This window comes from Achromobacter sp. UBA4530 (assembly GCF_002388205.1).
GTDB lineage: Bacteria > Pseudomonadota > Gammaproteobacteria > Burkholderiales > Burkholderiaceae_B > Achromobacter > Achromobacter animicus.
The window spans coordinates 18,523-35,843 of record NZ_DGMA01000015.1 but is presented as its reverse complement, the minus strand read 5'-3'; the positions used below and the strand labels follow the sequence as shown (position 1 = coordinate 35,843).

The window sequence follows — 17,321 nt, the reverse complement described above, 5'->3', positions numbered from 1 at the left end:
CCCTCCCGGCCGCAGCAGCGGCGATCACGGCGGATGACCACGACCTGGTCCCGGTCACCCAACGTCTGAGTCATATTGGACGCCCGCGGCGTACTATTGCTCAAGCGACTTTTCCGCTCGACACGCATGAGTTTCACGAATGCCATATCCGCTAGCGAAACTACCTCCGCTTGATCTGGTTCGCGGCTTTGTCGCCGTCGGCCGCCGCATGAGCATCACGCTTGCCGCGCAGGATCTGCATGTCACGCAGTCCGCCGTCAGCCGCCAGATCCGCGCGCTGGAAGCCCATCTGGGGGTGCCGTTGCTGGTGCGCGGGTTTCGTAGCGTGACGTTCACCTCTGAAGGCGCGCAGCTTTTCCGGATGGCCGATGTATGGCTCAGTCAGCTCGGCGACCTGACCGAACAACTGCGCGCCCCCGAGCGGCGCACGCCTGTCACCGTCACCACCACCATCGGCGTGGCCTCGTTGTGGCTGCTGCCCCGGCTGGGCGATTTTCAGGCGGCGTATCCCGACATCGACGTGCGCGTGGCCGCCGACAACCGGCTGATCGACATCGACCGCGAAGCCGTCGACATCGCCATCCGCTACAGCGAGCGCAACACGGTCTCCGATGGCGCCGTGTGGCTCTTTGGCGAGTCGGTGGTGCCCGTAGCCCATCCGTCGCTCAACGCGCGCGAACTGGATGCGCGCGAGTTGCAGCGCCATGTGCTGCTGGAATTCGACGATCCCACGCGGCCCTGGCTGCAATGGTCGGAATGGCTCAACGCGCGCGGCCTGGGGCGTGTGCGCCCGAAGGGCATGCTGCGCTTCAACCAGTACGACCAGATCGTGCATGCCGCGCTGGCCGGCCACGGCATCGCGCTGGGGCGGCTGGCGTTGATTGCGCCCATGCTCGCGGACCGGCGGTTGGCCCTCGTTGGCAGCCCCGCGGCCAGCGCCACCGAACACGCCTACTGGCTGGTGCGTAACGCGCGGCGCAGCACGCCGGATGCCGACGTCGTCACGCAGTGGCTGGTGGATCAGGCAGCGGCGACGGCGCGGGATTTGACGGGTTGAGCGGACGTCGCCGCGGCGAACGGCGCGGCGGGCGCGCGCAAGGGCGAACGCGGGTGGCACAGCAGCCGCCCATGCCCTGGTTACCAGACCGGCGACCACCAGACCGCTCGGGAGCAGCCCGCCGTGCCCTGTGTAGCCTGCCGGTCAGTCCACCACGACCTGCGCCGGACCGTCAGCCATCTCGCCGATCACGGCGGCCTGGCCGAAGCCCTGTTCGTGGAAGATCTTGAGCACCGCATCCGCGGCTTCCGGCACGCACGACACCAGCAGGCCACCCGAGGTCTGCGGATCCGTCAGCAAAGCACGCTGGGTGTCCGACACCCCGGCGCCCAGACGCACCGATTCGCCGTACGACGTCCAGTTACGGCCGGACGCGCCCGTGATCACGCCGTCGGCGGCAAACGCTTGCACACCTGGCAGCCAGGGCAAAGCATCCAGCCGCACGCGAGCCGTGAGCTTGGCGCCGCGCGCCATCTCCAGCGCATGGCCCAACAGGCCAAAGCCCGTCACGTCGGTGATCGCATGCACCCCATCCAGCGCGGCCAGCGCGGGGCCGGGACGATTCAGGCGTGTCGTCGTGTCGATCATGACGCGATAACCGTCCACGTCCAGCAGATTCTTCTTGAGCGCCGCCGACAGGATGCCCACGCCCAGGCCCTTGCCCAGGATCAGCACGTCGCCGGCGCGCGCATCCGCGTTGCGCTTGATGCGGTCCGGACGCACCAGCCCCATCGCGGCCAGGCCATAGATGGGTTCGACCGAATCGATGCTGTGGCCGCCCGCCACCGGAATGCCCGCGTCGGCACAGACCGATTCGCCGCCCTTCAGAATCTCGGCAATCACGTCGTGCGGCAGCACGTTGATCGGCATGCCGACGATCGCCAGCGCCATGATCGGCGTGCCGCCCATGGCGTACACATCCGACAGCGCGTTCGTCGCGGCGATCCGGCCGAAGTCGAAGGGATCGTCCACGATGGGCATGAAGAAGTCCGTGGTGGCGATAAGCGCCTGCTCGTCGTTCAGCCGGTACACCGCCGCATCATCCGCGGTTTCCGTGCCCACCAGCAGGTTCGGATAGCTGGCGGCGGGGCCAAACCGCGCCAGCAGCGCCGACAGCACCCCTGGCGCAATCTTGCAGCCGCAGCCGCCGCCATGCGATAGGGAAGTCAAGCGCGGCGCGTTGGTGGACGCAACATCCTGGGTCATCTCAGTCTCCGTGAGTCAGTCGGAAAAAGGATAGCACCGGCCCGGTGAATGGCCCTATGATCGAACGCAGCCAGGCCCTCGCCATTGAACGCTCGCTTGCAGGAGTCCGCCTTGATCAGCCGCCGCCGCCTTCTGCAAACCGGTTTGACGCTCGCGGCGCTGCCTGCGTGGGCGGGCGCCGCGAACAATGCGGCAAGCAACGCCGCGGGTGGCGTCGGAAAAGGCCCGGCAAATGGCGCCCAGAATGGCAGCCCGAACGGCACCCCCAGTGCCACCCAGAATGCCGCCCCGACCGCCGACGCATTGAAAGCCGCCACCGGCCCCAACTGGGCGCCATGGACCGGCCCGGCCTTGCCGCTCGTCCTGCCCGACCTCGGCGGGCGCGAGCAAAAGCTTTCTGCTTGGCGCGGCAGCGTCGTCATCGTCAGCTTCTGGGCCACCTGGTGTGAGCCGTGCCGCGACGAACTCCCCGTTCTGTCCACCATGGCCAAGCGGCATCGCGAAGAAGGCCTTCGCCTTGTCGCCGTCAACGTCGGCGAAGCGCCCGCCAAGATCTCGGCCTTCCTGAAAAAGACCCCCATCAACGGCACGGTCCTGCACGACCGCAACAGCGCCGCATCGAAGAAATGGGAAGCCGCCGCGCTGCCCGCCAACTACCTCGTCGACCGCGCCGGCACGATCCGGTTCTGGCATCTGGGTGAACTGAACTGGAAGTCGCACGAGATAGGCGGCGCGGTGACGCGCATGCTGCGCAGTTGATGGAGCCTGCATCGGGGTATATCGGCACTTGGTCCGCCGTCCACCCCGACGACCGCCCGATCAGCCACTGAAAGAGCCCGTGGTGGCGCGGGGTTCGCGTTGCGGGCCGTTTAGATGGTGCCCGGCGGAATCCGAAGGGAGCCGAAGGCGGACGAGGATGAGCACGGGGAAGTCCGGAGCGAAGGCTCCGGACCGCCATCGGAGGCCCGCAACGCGAACCCCGCGACGCCGCGGGCGGCAGAAGAACTCAAACCGACAGCCCGGTGTCAGACACCCGGACACGACGCAGTATCACGACGACTATCTCGTACGGGAATCAGACACCTGCGTGGGGAGCGGCAGAAGAACCCAAATGGCGGAAGGCAGCAGGAGTCGAACCTACCTGGGAACGTCTGACGCCCCCAACCGGGTTTGAAGCCCGGCCGTGCCGCCGGGCACGAATGCCTTCCGTGGCGGACCGCCTATGATACCGGCTCGGCGGGCGGCTGCATCGCCGCGTACGCGCTTTCGCCGCGCAGCACATGCGTATCCCGCACCCGCCGCGTGTAGCCCACGCGATCAAAGAACTCCAGGATCTGGATCGCCCGCTTGCGGCCCAGGCCCGTCGCGTCCCGGAAAACCGCAGCGTTCAAGCCCGGCGGCTGCGCGGCCAGGTCTGCTGCCAGCGCCGCCAGCTTGCGTACCTGATCGCGGTGATAGAACAGATCCTTCACTACCTGCGCCACCTCGCCACGCCGCAGCAGCTTGCGCAGCAATTGGCGCACGGCGTCCTCGGGCTGCGCCTGCAGCTTCGCCAGATCGCGCACCCACGGCGGATCGAACGCGCCCGCGTCCAGCAGCGGCAACAGACGCGCCGCCAGCGCGGATTCGGCCGCTCCCAGCGTCGCAGTGTGCGTAGGCAGATGCAGCCAGGGACCATTGCGCGCGATATGGCCGTCGCGTTGCATTTCGTCGAGCAGCGATGTCCAGAGCGTGTCGGACATCGCAGGAAACGCCATGCGCCGCAGCCGCGCGCTGTCCGGACCCGGTTCGTCGGGCGCGCTTTGGTGGAACGACGCCAGCGCCTGCTCGGTCCGATCGCGCAGCGCCTTCCAATGCGCGTCCAGGATCAGCGTGCGCGCGCCCTGCGCATTGCGCGGCTCGATCCACACCGCACTCTCGGGCGCCGCGATATCGCTGACCGGCAGGCCCGTCAGACGCTGTAGTGCCGCTTCGTCCAGGCCCTGCGGCGCATGCGCCAGCACCGGTTGCAGGCCCCCGCCATCCAGCATGTCGGTCAGCGCCTGCAGGCCCGCCAGCCGCGACGCCGACCGGCGCTTGCGGTCCGGCGCATTGGGATCCAGCACCCGGCCGCCGCCCACCGTGCGCGTCGCCTGTGCGTTGCGCACGATGTAGCGGTCGCCCGGCATCGCGCAGACGGGTTCGTCGAACACCAGTTGCACCCATCCCGACTGGCCCGGCGACAGCGCCTCGGCGCTGATCGGCACCACGTGCGCCACATGGCGCGCCGCGCCGATGTGCACGTGCAGCGGCGCCCACGCCCGCACTGGCGCATCCGCGGACGGCAGCAGCGTCAGCGTCACATCCACGTGCTTCGAGGGCAGGAAGCAGCGCGCGTCCGCGATCCAGTCGCCGCGCGCAATGGCGTTCTTGTCGATGCCCGCCAGGTTCAAGGCACACCGCTGGCCGGCCGAGCCCGTCTCGCTGGGCTGGTTCTGCGCGTGGATGCCGCGCACGCGAACGCGTGTATTGGCCGGCATCAGGCGCAGATCGGTCGCGTCGTCGTCCGCGCGGACCTGGCCGGCGTGCGCCGTCCCGGTGATGACCGTGCCGTGCCCGGACAAGGTGAACACGCGATCCACCGCCAGCCGGAAGAGGCCCGTGGCCTCGGGCCGCGACAGGGCCTGCGCCTGCGCGTGCAAATAGTCTTTCAGCGCCGCCACGCCGGGATCGCCGGCGTGGGCCGCGTGAGATGTTTGGCTCGCCTGAGCCATCTGCGTCGCACTCGTGCTGAACACCGGCGCGCCTTGCAGGAACGTCCCTTCCGTCAACGCCGCGATCTCGCCGCGCACGGCTTCCAGTTGTGCCGCATCCGCGCGATCCGTCTTGGTCAGCGCCACCGCGCCGCGCGCCACGCCCAGCATCGACAGGATGGCCAGATGCTCGCGCGTCTGCGGCATGACGCCGTCGTCCGCCGCCACCACCAGCAAGCCGAAATCTATCCCGCTGGCGCCGGCAGCCATCGTATGCACGAGCTTCTCGTGCCCCGGCACGTCGATGAAGCCCAGCACGTCGCCGTTGGCGAGCGGCGTGTAGGCGTAGCCCAGTTCGATGGAAATGCCGCGCGCCTTTTCTTCCTTCAGCCGGTCCGTGTCCACGCCCGTCAGCGCGCGCACGAGCGTCGTCTTGCCGTGGTCGATATGCCCTGCGGTGCCGACGATCATGCCAGCGGCTCCGCCAGCTGCGCCGCAAAAGCGGCTTCGTCGCGGTCTTCCAGGCAGCGCAGGTCCAGCCACAACGCGTCATCCGCAATGCGGCCGATGACGGGCACCGGCAGCTTGCGCAACAGCGTCTCCAGCCGGTCCAGATGCCGCCCGGGGCGGCCGGTTCCCGCATGGCGCACGGCCAGTCCGTAACTGGGAAGCTGGTCGATGGGCAACGCGCCGCTGCCGATCTGGCTGAACATCGGCACCGCCTCGACCGCATAGCCCGGGCCTGCGGCATGCGCCAGCACGCCGCGCAGCCGTTCGGCCTGCGGCTGAATATCGCGCAGCGGCCGGGTCAACAGGCGCAGCGTCGTCAGCCGCTGCGCCAGGAACTCCGGTGCGCGATACAGCTGCAGCACGGGTTCCAGCGCCGCCAGCGTCAGCTTGCTGACGCGCAGCGCGCGCTTGAGCGGATTCTTTTTGATCTTGCGGATCAGGTCGGCGCGGCCCACCAACAGGCCGGCCTGCGGTCCGCCCAGCAGCTTGTCGCCGCTGAACGTGACCAGATCGGCGCCCGCAGCGATGGTCTCGCGCACGGTGTCTTCTTTCGGCAGCCCGAATTGCGTCAGGTCCACCAGCGTGCCGCTGCCAAGATCCACCGTGGCCGGCAGACCGCGCGCATGGGCCAGCGCCGCCACCTCGGCCACGCTCACGCTTTTGGTGAAGCCGGTCACTGCGTAGTTGCTGCAATGCACCTTCATCAGCATCGCGGTGCGCGGGCCGATGGCGTTTTCATAATCCGCCGCGTGCGTGCGGTTGGTGGTGCCGACTTCGATGAGCTTGGCGCCCGCCCGCTTCATGATGTCGGGGATGCGGAACGCGCCGCCGATCTCGACCAGTTCGCCGCGCGACACCACGACTTCGCGGCGATCCGCCAGGGCGTTGAGCATCAGCAGCACGGCCGCGGCATTGTTGTTGACCACCGTGGCGGCCTCGGCGCCCGTCAGCTCGCACAGCAGATCGTCGATGAGGTCGTCGCGATCGCCGCGGCCGCCGGTGTCCAGGTCGAACTCCAGGTTGGCGGGCGTGGTCAGCGCGCGCAGCACCGAGGCCACCGCTTCGTCGGGCAGCAGCGCGCGGCCCAGGTTGGTGTGCAGCACGGTGCCGGTCAGGTTGTAGACCGCGCGCAGACGGGGCCGCGCGGCCTCGTCCAGCGCGGCTGATGTGCGCCCCGCGACCGCGGCCGCCTCCAGCTCGTGGCGCGGCACGCCGCCGTCCAGCGCGCGCTTGCGCAGCGCGTCCAGGTCACGGCGCAGGGCCGCCACCACTTGTGTCCGCCCGTGGGTTGCGAGCGCCGGCTGCAACGCGTCGGCATTCAGCAGGCGGTCCAGCGAAGGAATGTCGGACGCGGCGGCAAGGCCGGCGCCGGACAGTTGATCTGCCATGCGAGACTCCGTCATTGAGCGGCGCTAGTCCTCGGCGCCATGCCACAGCAGCGGATTGCCGCTGGACCGCGAATAACCGGCCTCGCCGACCAGCACGTCGAGCATCAGGCTGGCCAGGTCATCGGCCACCGGCTCCACGTACAGATCCTTGTCCTGGTAGAAGATCTTGCGGTACGTGTGGCAGTTGTCACAGGTTTCGGCCTTGATGGCAGGCGTGCGGCCCTCGATGGACTGGTACGCGACCTTTTCCACGTCCTCGCAGTGCGAGCATTTGACCCGCACCATGTGCCACTGCGTCGCGCACAGGCTGCAGCACAGGTAGCGATAGCCTTCGTACTGGCCGCCGACGCGCACGATGCTGGCGACCGGCAGGCTGCCGCACACCGGGCACACGCCGAACGGGCTGGCGACGGGGAGTTGCTTGGGATCGAAGCGGTTGGCCAGGTCCGTCCAGTAGACCTGCAACGCTGCCATGACAAAGGGCGCGGCCGCGCTGTCCACGCCTTCGTCCTGCTCGGACAGCACGGCCTGCGCCAGGTCTTCAAGCGATTCGGGATCGTCGGCCAGCGCGCGCCGCAGCGCGGCGCAGACGTCAAGGGCTTCGGCGGGCACGCCAGGGGCGCGCGACACGTCGTCCAGCAACTGGCCCAGGATGCGGCGCCACAGCGCATCGCGCGGCCAGCCGATGGCCTGCAGCGGCGGCATGCCATGCGCCTGCGCGAGCGAAATCCGGTCTTCGGTGGCGGGCGGCGCGGCGCAGTCCTGCAGCGCGCGGTGCTGCGCGTCGACCAGATGCGCCATGAGCTGCAGGTAGTCGCCGACCGGATTGCCGTCGGCAAGCTGCCGCAGGCGCGCCGCCCGCGCCGCGAAAACGGATGTCCGTTCCGGCAGGGTGATGCGGGGAATGGCGTTATGGTCTAGCGCTTCGATCTCGCCGCGTGGAAGAATTCGCTGCAATTCTCGTCTCCAGAAAAACAAATACGGCTGCCAGCCTGCAAAGAGGATAGCAGCCGTCGATCACGACATGCCGGGGGTTACTTCTTCACCTGCTCCCGGAACCAGGCGCGATGGTGCTTCCACGCCCAGCCGGCGGTGACATAGCCGCGCAGCATTGCCGTGAGCGACCCCTTCACCCAGATCGCCGCGTAAATATGCACAATGATCGCGCAAATCAGCACCAGCGCACAAACCGCGTGCAGCACGGACGCGGCGCGGATCACTTCGATCGGGAAGTAGAACGCGAAATACTCGCGCCAGATCACGATGCCGCTGACCATCAGCCCCAGCATGCACAGGATCAGCACATAGAAGAGCAGCTTCTGGCCGGCGTTGTACTTGCCGACCTCGGGCAGCTTTTCCTCTCGGTTCTCGACCACGTCGTCGAGCTGCCTGAGCCACTGGCGATCCGCGCGCGTCAGCAGGTTGTGGCGCCACATGTGCCCGGCAAACACGGCAAAGCAGACGAACATCACCACCCCGATGAACGGATGCAGGATGCGCGTCCAGGGTCCGCCCCCGAACAGGTTGGACAGCCAATACATGGATGGATGAAACAGCGCCAGCCCGGACAGCGCGAGCAGGATGAACGTGAGCGCGATGATCCAGTGGTTGGTGCGCTCGCCCGGCGTGTAGCGCTTGATGCGGCGGTAGTGGTGTTCTTCACTCATGGCGCACCTCCTCTTCGGCCCTGCGTTCGTCTTCCTCGGTCACTTCGTTGCGGCCCACGCGCGCATAGTGGAAAAAGCCCGCCAGCGCGGTGAGCGCCATCGTGGCCAGGCCCAGCGGCTTGGCCAGGCCCTTCCACAGCGACACCATCGGACTGATCTTCGGATCGGCGGGCAGCCCGTGGTACAGCCCCGGCTGGTCGGCGTGATGCAGCACGTACATGACGTGCGTGCCGCCCACGCCGGGCGGGTCATACACGCCGGCCTGCGCAAAGCCGCGCGACTTCAGGTCTTCGACGCGTTCGGCCGCATGCTGGTGCATGTCGTCCTTGGTGCCGAAGACGATGGCGCCGGTGGGACAGGCCTTGACGCACGCGGGCTCCATGCCGACCGCGACGCGATCGGAACACAACGTGCACTTGTAGGCCTTGTTGTCCTTCTTGGAAATGCGCGGGATGTTGAACGGACAGCCGGTGATGCAGTAGCCGCATCCGATGCAGTTTTCCTCGTGGAAGTCCACGATGCCGTTGTTGTACTGGATGATGGCGCCCGGCGAGGGACAGGCCTTCAGGCAGCCCGGGTCCTCGCAGTGCATGCAGCCGTCCTTGCGGATCAGCCATTCCAGGTCGCCGGCGGGATTCTCGAATTCCGAGAAGCGCATGACGGTCCAGGAGTGCTCGGTGAGGTCGGCCGGGTTGTCGTAGACGCCTACGTTGACGCCGATCTCGTCGCGCAGGTCGTTCCACTCCATGCAGGCGCTCTGGCAGGCCTTGCAGCCGATGCACTTGGAGACGTCGATCAGCTTGGCCACCGAGCCCGTGACGGGTTCACGGATGCCCGGCGGCGGCGTGGTGGTGGCGGAGCGCCGCTTGATGTCCAGGGATTGCATTGACATGTCGGTTCTCCTATACCTTTTCGACCTTCACCAGGAACGACTTGAATTCCGGTGTCTGGGAATTGCCGTCGCCCACGAATGGCGTCAGGGTGTTGGTGAGGAAGCCCGGCTTGGCGATGCCCACGAAACCCCAGTGGATGGGAATGCCGACCTGGTGCACCGTCTTGCCTTCGATGGTGAGCGGACGGATGCGCTTGGTGACCAGCGCCACGGCCTTGATGTAGCCGCGGTTGGACGACACCTTGACGCGGGAGCCGTTGGGGATGCCCAGCTCCTTGGCCAGCGCCTCGCCGATCTCCACGAACTGCTCGGGCTGGAGAATCGCGTTGATGCGGACGTTCTTGGTCCAGTAGTGGAAGTGCTCCGTCAGGCGATAGGTGGTGGCGACATACGGGAAGTTCTCCACCGTGCCCATCGCCGCGAGGTCATCCTTGAAGATGCGCGCGGCCGGGTTGCTGGTGACGCCCTTGGCCTTGGGATGCAGCGGGTTGTAGCCCAGCGGGTTTTCGAAGGGTTCGTAGTGTTCCGGGAACGGCCCTTCGGCCAGGCCCGCCCGCGCAAAGAAGCGCGCCACGCCTTCCGGGTTCATGATGAACGGCCCCATGCCGCCCGCGGGGTTTTCGTCGCCCTTGAAGTCGGGGATGTCGGCGCCTACCCACGCCCTGCCGTTCCATGACACCACGCTGCGCCGCGGATCGAACGGCTTGCCTTCCAGGTCGCACGACGCGCGGTTGTAGAGGATGCGGCGGTTGGCCGGCCACGCCCAGGCCCAGTTCAGGGTCTGGCCGATGCCGGTGGGGTCGCTGTTGTCGCGGCGCGCCATCAGGTTGCCGCTGGGACTCCAGGCGCCCGCAAAGATCCAGCAGCCGCTGGCGGTGGAGCCGTCGTCGCGCAGTTCGGCAAAGCCGGCAAGCTGCTCGCCGGCGCGGCGCATGATCTTCGTCGGATCCTTGGGATCGGCCAGATCCACCAGCGCGCGGCCCGTGTATTCCTTGGCCAGTTCCTCGGCCGTGGGATTCTGCGGATTGGAATAGGGCCACGACAGGTTGACGATGGGGTCGGGGTACTTGCCGCCGTCCTGTTCGTACATCTTGCGCAGGCGCGTGTAGATGAGCGCCATGATCTCGATGTCGCTCTTGGCTTCGCCCGGGGGCTCGGCGCCCTTCCAGTGCCATTGCAGCCAGCGGCCGGAGTTGACCAGCGCGCCGTCTTCCTCGGCAAAACAGGTGGTGGGCAGGCGGAAGACCTCGGTCTGGATCTTGGACGGATCCACATCGTTGGCCTCGCCGGCGTTACGCCAGAACTCGGACGTTTCCGTGACCAGCGGATCCATGATGACCAGGAACTTGAGCTTGGCGAAGCCCTCGTTCAGCTTGGCCTTGTTGGGCGCCGCGGCCAGCGGGTTGAAGCCCTGCGCGATGTAGCCGTTCATCTTGCCCTGGACCATCAGCTCGTAGACCTGCAGCATGTCGTAGAGCTTGTCCAGCTTGGGCAGGTAATCGAACGCCCAGTTGTTGTCGGCCGTCGCCGCACCGCCCCACCAGGCCTTCATGAGACTGACGTGGAACTTGTGATAGTTCTGCCAGTAGCTAAGCTGGTTGGGCCGCAGCGGCTTGAGCGTGCGCGTGTCGATGTACTTGGCGTAGTCCTGCTCGGGCTCGTTGGGCAGCGTCATGTAGCCCGGCAGCAGGTTCGACATCAGGCCCAGATCGGTCAGGCCCTGGATGTTCGAGTGCCCGCGCAGCGCATTCATGCCGCCGCCCGCGATGCCGATGTTGCCCAGCAGCAGCTGCACCATCGCGCCCGTACGGATGATCTGCGAGCCGATGGAATGCTGCGTCCAGCCCAGCGCGTACAGGATCGTGGCGGCGCGGTTGGTGGTGGCCGTGGACGCGAGCATGTCGCACACCGTCAGGAACTTGTCCTTGGGCGTGCCGCAGACGCGTTCGACCATTTCCGGCGTGTAGCGCGAGTAGTGCTTCTTGAGCAGCTGATACACCGAACGCGGATGCTGCAGCGTGGGATCGGTCTTGACGTAGCCGTCGTCGCCGCGCTCGTAGTCCCAGCTTTGTTTGTCGTAGGTGCGCTTTTCGGCGTTGTAGCCCGAGTACAGGCCCGCGTCGAACGCGAAATCCTCGCGCACGATGAACGAAAAGTCGGTGTAGTTGCGCACGTACTCGTGCTGGATCTTGTCGTGATCCAACAGGTACTTGATGACGCCACCCAGGAAGATGATGTCGGTGCCGGTGCGTATGGGCGCGTAGAAGTCCGCCACGGACGCCGAACGCGTAAAGCGCGGATCCACGACGATCAACTTGGCCTTGTTGTGGGCCTTGGCTTCAGTAACCCACTTGAACCCGCACGGGTGGGCTTCGGCGGCATTGCCGCCCATGATCAAAACTATGTCCGCGTTCTTGATGTCGACCCAATGGTTCGTCATCGCTCCACGGCCAAACGTCGGGGCAAGACCTGCCACCGTCGGGCCATGTCAGACACGGGCTTGATTGTCGAACGCCAGCATCCCCATGCTGCGCACTGTCTTGTGCGTGATGTAACCGACCTCGTTGCTGCTTGCCGAGGCGGCCAGCATGCCGGTGGTCAGCCACCGGTTGACCGTCTTGCCGTCCGCGGTCTTCTCGACGAAGTTCGCGTCGCGGTCTTCCTTCATGAGCTTGGTGATGCGCGTCAGGGCTTCGTCCCACGACATCCGTACCCACTTGTCCGAACCGGGCGCCCGGTATTCCGGGAATTTAAGACGGTTGGGGCTGTGGATGAAGTCGATCAGGGCCGCGCCCTTCGGACAGAGGGTGCCGCGGTTGACGGGGTGGTCGGGGTCGCCTTCGATGTGCATGATGCTGGCGCGGGCGTTCTTCGAGCCATCGCCCAAGCCGTACATCAGCAAACCGCAGGCGACCGAACAGTAGGGACAGGTGTTGCGCGTTTCGGTCATGCGCGCAAGCTTGAACTGGCGCACCTCGGCCATGGCCGTGCCGGGGGCAGCCCCCAACAAGGCCAGGCTGGAGCCCGCCAGCGTCGCACCGGTCACCTTGAAGAACTGGCGGCGATTCATGTTGACCATGAAGCACTCCTCTCCTGGTGAATGAAGGAAGCGGAAATTTCCAGGACGAAAAAGCCCTACGACTTCCAGGGAAATGTGAAGAAGTATAGGCCTTCGATACGGGGTCCGTCATGTTTGGCGATGGCGGAGACGCCGGCGCTGGTCCGAATTTGACGGCAAAATGCGCTTCTTTCGCAGATTTTGCCGCAGTGCAGCGCTGCTACGATGGCCGGCGGCATTAGTGATCCGGCAGCATGTTTGCGCCAGTCGCCGCCTGCCCTTTTTCCCGCATGTCATTGGAGCGCCGATGCGCCGCCTTGCCCCCTTGGCCCGAGTTCTCGCCCTGACACTGGCGTTCTCGCCCTTCGTTCTGATGCCGCAGGCGCCCGCCCACGCGGCGCCCGCCGCGCTGTCGCCCGCCGCCGCCGCCACCGAGGCGGCCCAGCAGGCGGCCACGGAGGGCTATCTGTATTTCTATCCGCTGGTGGCGATGGACCTGACCCGCCGGCAGTTCACGCATCCATCGCGGGGCGCCGATGGGGCGCCCGCCAACACATTCCATCACGGGCGCACCCTGCCCCGCGCGGGCGCGGCCACGCCATGGGCGAACGTCGACATGCTGCGCAGCAACGCTTGGCTGGATCTGACGGACGGACCCGTCGTGCTGTCCGTGCCCGACACGGCGGGACGGCTCTACACGCTGACGCTGCTGGATATGTGGACCGACGTCTTCGCGACGCTGGGCAAGCGCACGACGGGCACCGCAAAGGGCAACACCGTGATCGTGCCCCCGGGGTGGAGCGGCACGCTGCCCTCCGGCATGGCGCGCATCGACGCCCCCACCGTGCACGTCTGGGCCAAGGGGATGATCGAAACGCACGGCCCCGCCGATCAGGCGGCGGTAAACACATTGCAGGACGGCTTCGTCCTGACGCCCCTGGCGCAATGGAACCTGCCTGCGCAAGCGCCGCGCACCAAGCCCGACCCGTCCCTCGATCTGAAAATCCCCGTGAGCGAACAGGTGGACTCGATGCCCACCGACGCATTCTTCACCTACGCTGCCGAGCTGCTGCGCAAGCACCCGCCGCATGCGACGGATCAGCCCGTGCTGGCTCTGCTGCGCCGCGTCGGGCTGGCGCCGGGCCGGCCGTTCGACTTCGACAAGCTCGATCATTCCGCCAAGCAGGGCATGCGCCGCGGCGTGCGCGCCGCGCGCGACCGCATGGCGGCGGCCGCCGGCCATTCGCTGCGCGCCACAGACGGCTGGCTGCAGGAAACAGGCAGCATCGGCGTGTATGGCAACGACTGGCTGCGCCGCGCGCTGGCCGCGCAGGCGCAGCCGGGCAGCGGATTGCCCGAGGACCTGACGGTGCTGGTGCTGGCCACGGATAGCGATGGCGCGCTGCTGGACGGCGCGCACCGGTATGCGCTGCATCTCGAGACCGGCCAGTTGCCGGACGCGGGCGCGTTCTGGTCGCTGACGGCGTATGACAGCCAGGGCATGCCCGTGCCCAACCCCGTCAACCGCCATGCGCTCGGCAGCCGCGATCCGCTGCGCTACAACGCGGACGGCTCGCTGGATCTTGTCTTCAGCCACCCGGCGCCGCCGCCGGAAAATCAATCGAACTGGCTGCCGATTCCGGCGGCCGGGCCGGTGGGGATGCTGCTGCGGGTTTACCTGCCGGGACCGGCGGTGCGGGATGGCTTGTGGACGCCGCCTGCGGTGCGGCGGGATGTGCCGGAGGCTGAGGTTGCCGAGGCCAGCAATCCGGCAGTTGAGCCGGAAACCGCCGCACAGACGGAAGTCCCGACAACTGCTGCCGCCCCTGCCGCGCCACCCGCCAAGAAACCCTGACCGCACCAAAAATACGGCGCGATGTCAGCCGCCAGCCGCTACCATTGGCGTTTTATTCATGAATGAGCCGCCCGCCATGGACGACGCCTTTAGCCACCAATTGTCGATGACCATCCTGATGACGCCTGACATGGCGAATTTCTCAGGAAACGTACACGGCGGAACCATCCTCAAGTATCTGGACCAGGTAGCCTACGCCTGTGCCAGCCGGTACGCCGGCCAATATGTCGTGACGCTGTCCGTCGATCAGGTCGTGTTCCGCGAACCGATCCACGTCGGCGAGCTGGTGACGTTCCTGGCAGCCGTGAACTACACGGGCCGCACGTCGATGGAAATCGGCATCAAGGTCGTGACCGAGGACATCCGCAAGAAGCTGGTGCGTCACACCAACAGCTGTTATTTCACGATGGTGGCGGTGGACGACAAGGGCGCTCCGACCGCCGTGCCGCCGCTGGAGCCCCGCACGCACGAGGAAAAGCAGCGCTTCAAGGCCGCCGGCCTGCGCCGCGAACTGCGCCAGGAAATGGAACGCCGCCACGGCGAGATCAAGCGCGAAACCACGCACGACACGCCGGGCGCCTGATCATCGCGTTGGGGCGGCAGCGCCCTGTTCACCCCCGCCCGCTGGATATCCAGCCGCGGGGGTCTTGTATTAGCGAGCCTGCAGATGGTGTTCTGCATGCGCTTCGGCGAACCTGTGCGTTTCGCTGAGCCGGATGAATCAGCGGACGAACTCCGCATTACGTCTCGCATGACCCGGACGGCGCGGCCGTGATACCGCGCCGCTCTCTTGCGCGATTCCAAGTCTTGATCGATTTCCCATGACAATAAGACTCATCTGATTTTCAAGGTTCGATGCGTGTGCCGTAATGGCACCGCAGACTGTGCATTCACCGGTGGTGGAAAGGTCTGTAGTTGCGGGAGCAAGCCATTCCTATCCAATCACATATCCGGTTCACGTTTGCCATCGGCGACGAATCCTTCGACGTCGTCGAATTCACGTTGCAGGAAGGTCTGTCCGAGACATTCCTGCTGGACGTGGAACTGGCCAGCGCCAATGCTGCCGTCAACTTCGGCAATGTTCTGGACCGCCCCGCGCTGCTCACAATCTGGCACGGCGACCTGCCCGTGCGCTACGTGCACGGCGCCGTCTCGTCTTTCGTCCAACGCGACACAGGCTTTCGCCGCTCGCGCTACTCCGCAACCGTCGAGCCACGCCTGGCAAGGCTCAAACTCAGTTCCGATTGGCGCATCTTCCAAAGCCTGACCGTCCCGCAGATAACTGAGGCCGTGCTAAAAGCGCACGGCCTCACCCTGGACTACGAGCAGCGCAACACGACCGCGCATCAACCGCGCGAATACTGCGTGCAGGCCGGCGACACCGACTACCACTTCGCCGAACGCATCATGCGCGAGGAAGGATTCTTCTATTCCTTTCGCCATAGCGCGCAGGGCCATCAACTGGTCCACAGCGATCGCCTGTTCATTCACGGCCGCGTGGGTGACGAGCCGGTGCAGTACAACCCCACGCCCGGCGGCGACCAGCCGCAGCCCGCGCTGCGCCGCTTTGCCTATACCGAGAGCGTGCGCACCGCGCGCCAGACGCAGCGCGACTACACCTTCCACCATCCGCGCTACAGCCACGAGCACACCCGCGACGGACAGGATCTGAAGCATCAAGGCCGCCGTTACGAACGCTACGACTATCCCGCCCGCGCAAAATATGATGAGGCCGGCAGACCCTTCGCCGAGAACCGGCTGCGTGGCCATCGCCGTGACGCGCGCATGGCGCTGGTCGAGGGTGACGATCCTCGTTTGCAGCCGGGCATCTCATTCACCCTCGCCGGTCATCCCCGCGAAGACATGAACCGCGGATGGCGCCCGGTCCGCATCGTTCATCGCGGCACGCAGCACGCGAGCCAAGCTGAGGAGAGCGCCGACGCCCATTCGGGTACGCATTACCACTACGAGGCCGAGCTGGTTCCCGACGACACCGAATGGCGCGCCGAACCGCTACCCAGGCCCCGCATCGAAGGACCGCAGAACGCCGTAGTGGTCGGTCCGCCCAACGAAGAGATCTATACGGACGGGTAAAGGTTCAGTTCCCCTGGGACCGCCAAGGCCAGCAGGACGAATACAGCTCCTGCTGGATTCGCGTCTCGCAGAACATCGCCGGCGCGACCTGGGGCCACATGGCCATTCCGCGCGTGGGCCAGGAGGTGATCATTTCCTACTTCGACGGAGACCCTGACCAGCCCGTGATCACCGGCCGGGTCTACAACCGCCTGCAACTGCCGCCTTACAAGCTACCGCGCCACAAGACGCGGATGACCATCAAGAGCAAGACGCACAAAGGCGAGGGCTTCAACGAGCTGCGCTTCGAGGACGAAAAGGACCAGGAAGAGATCTACGTCCATGCGCAGAAAGACCAGAACATTAAAGTCAATCACGACGAAACACGATCAGTGGGTCGCGACCAAACCAACGGTGTGGGCCGCGACCGCAGCACCAGCATCGGCCAGGACGACACGTACAGCGCGGGCCGCGACCTCAAAGCACATGTTCGCCAGGACCTGTTCAGCACCGTGGACCGCAACGAGATCCGCAAGGTCGGCAATTCGCAGCGCGAAGAGATCGCTTCCAGCCGCCGGGTCACGATCGGCGAGAACGACGCTCTGGTGATAGAGGGAGTCCAATCCATCGAGGCCAAAACGTCCCAGCGCACGTTGACGCGCGATTACGTCTTGCAGGGCTCGGACCGCATACTGATTCGCGGACCGGCCGGCACGGTCATTCTCGATAGCAGCGGCATCAGCCTGAACTCCCCCAACATCCTGCTCAAAGGGAAGGTGCGGGTGCAGTCCCCAGGCTCCAATCAGGTCAAGGCGCTGGAGGCTGCCATCCGCGAGGGCTCCCCCTTGATTGAAGAGTGTCCGTCGGACACGGGAGATTGAGG

At 66.3% G+C, this 17,321-nt stretch carries 11 protein-coding genes, 1 tRNA gene and 1 pseudogene; 5 read left to right on the top strand and 8 right to left on the bottom strand.

Features of this window, described 5'->3' with window-relative positions:
* Nucleotides 1-139: 139 nt before the first annotated feature.
* On the top strand, nucleotides 140-1,057 hold the full coding sequence (locus B2W22_RS13635; protein ID WP_175123727.1) for a LysR substrate-binding domain-containing protein: 918 nt from the start codon (nucleotides 140-142) through the stop codon (nucleotides 1,055-1,057).
* A 144-nt stretch (nucleotides 1,058-1,201) separates the two neighbouring features.
* Here B2W22_RS13635 and selD read toward each other — a convergent pair whose 3' ends face one another.
* Entirely contained in the window at nucleotides 1,202-2,263 is a 1,062-nt protein-coding gene (selD, locus tag B2W22_RS13630; protein ID WP_175123728.1) for a selenide, water dikinase SelD, read from the bottom strand.
* A gap of 111 nt (nucleotides 2,264-2,374) precedes the next feature.
* Here selD and B2W22_RS13625 point away from each other — a divergent pair, with 111 nt between their 5' ends.
* Nucleotides 2,375-3,022 (top strand): TlpA disulfide reductase family protein, encoded by a 648-nt coding sequence (locus B2W22_RS13625; RefSeq protein WP_286938135.1) that lies wholly within the window; start codon nucleotides 2,375-2,377, stop codon nucleotides 3,020-3,022.
* A gap of 353 nt (nucleotides 3,023-3,375) precedes the next feature.
* On the opposite strand, the gene B2W22_RS13620 is transcribed toward B2W22_RS13625, so the two are convergent.
* The 7 genes from B2W22_RS13620 to fdnG form a co-directional block, all read right to left on the bottom strand.
* Nucleotides 3,376-3,471, bottom strand: a tRNA-Sec gene (locus B2W22_RS13620).
* A gap of 12 nt (nucleotides 3,472-3,483) precedes the next feature.
* Complete coding sequence (gene selB / locus B2W22_RS13615) at nucleotides 3,484-5,466, bottom strand: selenocysteine-specific translation elongation factor (protein ID WP_239216392.1); 1,983 nt, start codon at nucleotides 5,464-5,466, stop codon at nucleotides 3,484-3,486.
* Nucleotides 5,463-6,893, bottom strand: a complete 1,431-nt coding sequence (gene selA / locus B2W22_RS13610) for an L-seryl-tRNA(Sec) selenium transferase (protein ID WP_175123730.1) — start codon at nucleotides 6,891-6,893, stop codon at nucleotides 5,463-5,465. Before selA ends, selB begins: the two co-directional genes overlap by 4 nt.
* Nucleotides 6,894-6,917: 24 nt before the next feature.
* The gene (gene fdhE, locus B2W22_RS13605; RefSeq protein WP_175186559.1) at nucleotides 6,918-7,850 is read right to left on the bottom strand and encodes a formate dehydrogenase accessory protein FdhE; all 933 of its coding nucleotides are present in this window, start codon (nucleotides 7,848-7,850) and stop codon (nucleotides 6,918-6,920) included.
* A gap of 77 nt (nucleotides 7,851-7,927) precedes the next feature.
* A complete protein-coding gene (locus tag B2W22_RS13600) occupies nucleotides 7,928-8,560 on the bottom strand; it encodes a formate dehydrogenase subunit gamma (RefSeq protein WP_175123732.1) in 633 nt (210 codons plus the stop codon).
* On the bottom strand, nucleotides 8,553-9,452 hold the full coding sequence (fdxH, locus tag B2W22_RS13595; protein WP_175139597.1) for a formate dehydrogenase subunit beta: 900 nt from the start codon (nucleotides 9,450-9,452) through the stop codon (nucleotides 8,553-8,555). Before fdxH ends, B2W22_RS13600 begins: the two co-directional genes overlap by 8 nt.
* Nucleotides 9,453-9,462: 10 nt before the next feature.
* The gene (fdnG, locus tag B2W22_RS13590) at nucleotides 9,463-12,531 is read right to left on the bottom strand and encodes a formate dehydrogenase-N subunit alpha (RefSeq protein WP_175123734.1); all 3,069 of its coding nucleotides are present in this window, start codon (nucleotides 12,529-12,531) and stop codon (nucleotides 9,463-9,465) included.
* A gap of 286 nt (nucleotides 12,532-12,817) precedes the next feature.
* Between fdnG and B2W22_RS13585 the strand changes: the two genes are divergently transcribed.
* The 3 genes and pseudogenes from B2W22_RS13585 (at nucleotide 12,818) to B2W22_RS28525 (ending at nucleotide 17,319) form a co-directional block, all read left to right on the top strand.
* On the top strand, nucleotides 12,818-14,365 hold the full coding sequence (locus B2W22_RS13585) for a DUF1254 domain-containing protein (RefSeq protein WP_286938132.1): 1,548 nt from the start codon (nucleotides 12,818-12,820) through the stop codon (nucleotides 14,363-14,365).
* Nucleotides 14,366-14,441: 76 nt separating this feature from the next.
* The gene (locus B2W22_RS13580) at nucleotides 14,442-14,948 is read left to right on the top strand and encodes an acyl-CoA thioesterase (protein ID WP_056319320.1); all 507 of its coding nucleotides are present in this window, start codon (nucleotides 14,442-14,444) and stop codon (nucleotides 14,946-14,948) included.
* A 332-nt stretch (nucleotides 14,949-15,280) separates the two neighbouring features.
* A pseudogene (locus B2W22_RS28525) lies at nucleotides 15,281-17,319 on the top strand (type VI secretion system Vgr family protein).
* The last annotated feature ends 2 nt before the right edge of the window (nucleotides 17,320-17,321 follow it).